General features: G+C 44.5%; 5 protein-coding genes and 1 riboswitch. Of the genes, 1 reads left to right on the forward strand and 4 read right to left on the reverse strand.

Annotated features, from left to right (window positions below):
* Window positions 1-15 precede the first annotated feature (15 nt).
* From RL70_RS08490 to RL70_RS08505, 4 genes are all read right to left on the reverse strand, one after another.
* Window positions 16-789 carry an energy-coupling factor transporter transmembrane protein EcfT gene (locus RL70_RS08490; protein ID WP_039042994.1) on the reverse strand — a complete coding sequence of 258 codons (774 nt, stop codon included), beginning with the start codon at window positions 787-789 and terminating at the stop codon, window positions 16-18.
* Complete coding sequence (locus RL70_RS08495) at window positions 767-2,260, reverse strand: ABC transporter ATP-binding protein (RefSeq protein WP_039042995.1); 1,494 nt, start codon at window positions 2,258-2,260, stop codon at window positions 767-769. Before RL70_RS08495 ends, RL70_RS08490 begins: the two co-directional genes overlap by 23 nt.
* A gap of 5 nt (window positions 2,261-2,265) precedes the next feature.
* The gene (locus tag RL70_RS08500; RefSeq protein WP_039042996.1) at window positions 2,266-2,835 is read right to left on the reverse strand and encodes an ECF transporter S component; all 570 of its coding nucleotides are present in this window, start codon (window positions 2,833-2,835) and stop codon (window positions 2,266-2,268) included.
* A 92-nt stretch (window positions 2,836-2,927) separates the two neighbouring features.
* A riboswitch (TPP riboswitch) is annotated at window positions 2,928-3,037 on the reverse strand.
* A gap of 72 nt (window positions 3,038-3,109) precedes the next feature.
* Window positions 3,110-3,757 (reverse strand): MOSC domain-containing protein, encoded by a 648-nt coding sequence (locus RL70_RS08505; RefSeq protein ID WP_039042997.1) that lies wholly within the window; start codon window positions 3,755-3,757, stop codon window positions 3,110-3,112.
* A 176-nt stretch (window positions 3,758-3,933) separates the two neighbouring features.
* On the opposite strand from RL70_RS08505, the gene RL70_RS08510 reads away from it, so the two are divergent.
* A complete protein-coding gene (locus tag RL70_RS08510) occupies window positions 3,934-4,578 on the forward strand; it encodes an HAD family phosphatase (RefSeq protein ID WP_039042998.1) in 645 nt (214 codons plus the stop codon).
* Window positions 4,579-4,646: the final 68 nt, after the last annotated feature.

A 4,646-nucleotide genomic window follows, 5' to 3' on the forward strand; every position in this document is an offset into this window, starting at 1 on the left:
CTTTCTATACTATCTTCAGTTCATCCCAAACGCAAGTAGCATAACGCCAGCAACACTCACAACAACCACCCCTATAAACACTACATCAATCCGACTGTACGAAGTTGGATAGTAGTAAGTTCGGGCGGCCCCCATCTGGTATTGTTTCGCTTCCATTGCAATCGCGATCCGTTGCGCTCGGCGAATACTTTGAGCGAACAACGGAACGGTGTACGCTTGAATCCGTTCGCCTAAACCTTTCATTCCACGCGAGAAGGTAATGCCACGAACTTTCAACGCATTCGTCCTCACATGTATCTCTTCTACAACTAGAGGTAGCAAGCGAATCGATGCGATGAAACTATAAGCGTATTTTGAAGGCAAACGATATTGCTGCATCATCGCGTAAAAGAACAACACGGGCTGAACAGTGAGTAAGAACGTAAAGCCTACCAGCCCAAACGTTAACGACTTCGTGCCAAGCAACAATCCGTGCTGAATGCTCTCTTCTGAAATTTTAAGGATGCCCCATTGCCATAACACGGCATCTCCTTTTCCGAACAGCATCATCGTAAATGCTGAAGAAGCGAAGGAGATGACGAGAGGAATCGATAGCAATACTAACTTTCGAATCGGGTATCCACTGAAACCGTAGAGTAGGATTCCGAATAGAACAGCTAGCCAACTGACAAAAGGTAAATTCCTCGTGAAAAGTGTAATGAGCAATAGCAAAACAAATATCATGAATTTCAACGCAGGATTCACTCGAAATAACCATGTTTCGCGATCAGGTGTAAACCAAGCGGGCATCAGCAACACCCCCTTGCCGAGTGCACGACACAAGCTTACCATCAGCAACTTTCCAACAATCCGTTGCAAAATTCGATGCAATATTCAAATCATGAGTCACCATCACAATCGTCATCCCATTCCTGCGCAACGACTCCAACTTTTCCAGAATTGCGAAGGTATTGCGTGCATCCTGACCGAATGTAGGTTCATCCAACAATAAAATATCTATAGAAGAGGTGAGCGCTGTCGCGACGCTTAACCGTCGCTTTTGACCAACCGATAGCTGGTACGGGTGGCGGTTACCTGAAACGGGTAAGTTGAACAGCTCAATCATCTCTTCTGCATGACTTACTGCTCCCATTGACGACATCCCTTGTAATGAAATCGTCAATTCTTCCACGATCGTATTCGTCACAAATTGGAGCTCAGGATTCTGAAAGACAAGAGATAGCCCTGCGGGAAGGGTTCTACGTCGTTTCTTTTGCACAACCTGCTTGCCATTGACATGCAAAGAACCAGATGTTTTCAACAACTGCATAAGCGATAGCAGTAGCGAGCTCTTCCCAGAACCGTTCTCTCCTAAAATCGTCACCCAGGAACCTTGGCTAATAGATGCATTTGGCATGTGAATAACGGATTTCTTGCCGCGATACCCGTTGAATTCCTCCGCATGAAGAACTTCAACCGAACTTATAGATGAACGATTCTCACTCAACGTCTTAAATGCTTTTGAATCCAAATAGTCATCCCATACTCCTGGATACCAAATGCCATATCGAATGAGTTCTTCCTTATAATCTTTAAAAATCGAATCGGGTGGACCATCTGCTAATATTGCTCCATCATCCGTAAATAGAACGACACGGTCAATCCACTCAGCAATCTGTTCGATTTTATGTTCCACAATGACGACAGTTTGCTCAGCTGTTGCGGCTTGAATGGACGTCCATATTTGGTCCGTACCTTCAGGGTCGAGAAGAGCGGAAGGTTCATCTAAAAACAGCACTTCTGGCTCCATCAGCAAAACGGATGCCAATGCTAGCCGCTGTTTCATGCCTTGCGATAGTTCAAGAATCGGCGTGTGAATGTCTGGCAGGTGAAGACCTACACGTTCCAAAGCTGCAACTATTAGCGCAGTCATATCCTGGCGAGGTACGTTCAAGTTTTCCAATACAAACGCGAGTTCTTCGTCTACATAAGGCATGCAAAATTGTGTGTCGGGATCTTGGAAGACAAATCCCCATGAATCCGGAAGCTCAAGTTTTTCCGCTTTCATCGGTAACTCAAAGGAATTCGGGACAATACCACTCGCAACTTGCAGCAACGTGGACTTCCCGCAGCCGCTCGGACCGAGCAGCAATACTTTCTCACCCTTATTGACTGAGAAGGAGAGGTCCTTAAACAACAAGGAATCCTCCCCAGGAAACTTCAATCGCAAGTTGGTCATACTGAGCGCAGCCTCTCGTTGGTGTGAGATTAAGGTTTCCATTCAAATCACCTGTCCAGCAGCGAATATTCTTCTTTCGCCACCGGTCGTATTGACTGAGTAACGCCTGTTGCTTCGAGTGCACGAACGATAAGAACCGCAAATACTCCAGTAAAGATGAATGCACTAATTGCACGCAATCCGTACTTTACAACGAGCGCCCAAGTTTCCAAGTCTGCATATCCGTAAAACATGTCCAGTCCGAAACTCGCAGCACACGACAAGATCCCTCCAAGACCTGCGATGATCATAGAGAACTTCCTATATCGGAATGCGGCAAACAGCAATTCTGCAGCTAATCCTTGAGCAAATCCATAGATCAGAACTTCCAAGCCATGGCCGATAAATGCAGAGAGTCCTGCGCCAGCAATACTGGCAATCAATGCGACACCAGGCTTACGGATGAGCAGAAATGCAAACACCCCATTCATGAACCACATTCCATAGAGTAGTTGTCTCGCTACTGGCATCATCGGTTTGACGACAGTATAGAGATCATCCCAAAACTTCATCAGGATACCGAACACGACACCGACCATGATGGTAATGAGTAAATCGGTGAATGTTAACTTTTTCAATGAACTCCAACTCCTTTTTTGCTTGTGTTCTCACAAAAAAAGACCGTCTGAAAGCGCAGACGGTCGAGGAGTGGGTTCCCGGGTACCCAAATGATCCTCAGATCACGGCTCTCTACGCTGGCATTATCCAGATCAGATGCGGTCAGCAGCGGATTCATCTGCTATCTCAGCCTGATTCACTCAAGCACCCGTACGGTCAGTTATGTAAGTGATTCGAGTATACAACAGTACAAATTTTCTGGCAACCTCGCAATCTACTTATAGTTTTTTGATCTTAGGTGTTCGCAAGCGCTATTTCTAAACGTTTGCCGAACTTATCGCGCCAATCGTCAGCGAGTGCTTCTATCGCTAACACACGACGGATTCCTTCGATATCTTTAGGATTATGGAAGTACGTTGTATTGGCTTCAAGTACTGTGACTCCATGTGAATCTTTTTTGTGTAACGTTATCTGGTCATCCGACCGAACCATTCCTTCTTTTAGAACGCGACATAAGTAGCCTGTAAATCCGGTTTGGATCATGTTTTTCATCATAGGATATCCAAGGCGCTGGTCAATTGTGTTGCATGGAATTCTGCCTTGGGTCACTTGTATGACAGCGTCTCCAAGTGTAAAGATATCACCTATACAAATTTCAGATTCGGTCATGCCGGATGCTGTGATATTTTCTCCGAATGCTGCGGATGGAAGTACACATTCAAACTCATCATTCCACTTTGCATAGTGTTCATGAGGATACATACAAACTGCACGATCGAGTCCACCGTGGTGTTTTTTATCAGCCACGTCGTCGCCTTTGAAACCATCAACAGACAAAAATGCTTCTTGAATTGTTTCCTTACAAATGCCGGTCACGAGTTCTTTTCCTTTTGACGTACTAATTTGCTTAGGTAAACTCGTAGATAGTGCCACTAATTGCATGTATTCTCCTCTTTTCTATTCATTAGATTATGCAATAAGTATAGCAAATAAGACAAGAGTTAACGACAGTATTCTGATAACAAGGTGGATTCCAGAGAATTGGTCGACCAAATGCGTCTTTGCCCCTATAATGGGTACAGGAGAACTAGAACGTATTTTGGAAATGGGGAACAGGTGTGAAGAAGGCGGTAATATTCGATTTTGATGGGACGATTATTGATACAGAATCAGCATGGTTTGATATTTATCAGGAAATCTTGAAGGAGCAGCATGGATTCAACTTGACGTTAGAGGAATTCGTGAAAGTGGTAGGTTCAACGGATGGAGCCTTATTCGACTTTATTGACCAGTCGCTCGATGTGCCAATGGATCGTACTGTTTTCCATGATCAGGTCAATACCCGGTTTGAAACGATTCGGGAACAATTGGCTTTACGGGAAGGGTTTTTAGAGACTGTAAAACAACTAAAAGAACGAGGGATCTTGCTGGCTGTTGCGAGTAGTTCAAATCGAAATTGGATCGAAGGGTTTCTCACGAAATATGGCTTGCTGGAGTATTTCCCGATTATCGTTTCAGCAGATGACGTGGATGAAGTGAAACCAAATCCAGCTATTTACGAAGTGGCATTGGAACGACTTGGTGTTACACCAGATGAGGCAATTGCTGTGGAAGATTCCTATAACGGATCGATTGCAGCAATAAGCGCAGGCGTGCATTGCTTAATCATCCCGAATGATGTGACGCGTTCGTTATCGTTCCACGAAAAGGGACAACTGATTGAGTCGTTTTCTGATTTTGACTATCGTTTACTAGAGCAGTAAATAGGTAATTCGAGAGCGTTCTATCCAAAAATGGATGGAACGCTTTTATATGGTTCTATAATATTTGT

Origin of the sequence: Sporosarcina sp. ZBG7A, from assembly GCF_000813425.1 — a bacterium.
Taxonomy (GTDB): Bacteria; Bacillota; Bacilli; order Bacillales_A; family Planococcaceae; genus Sporosarcina.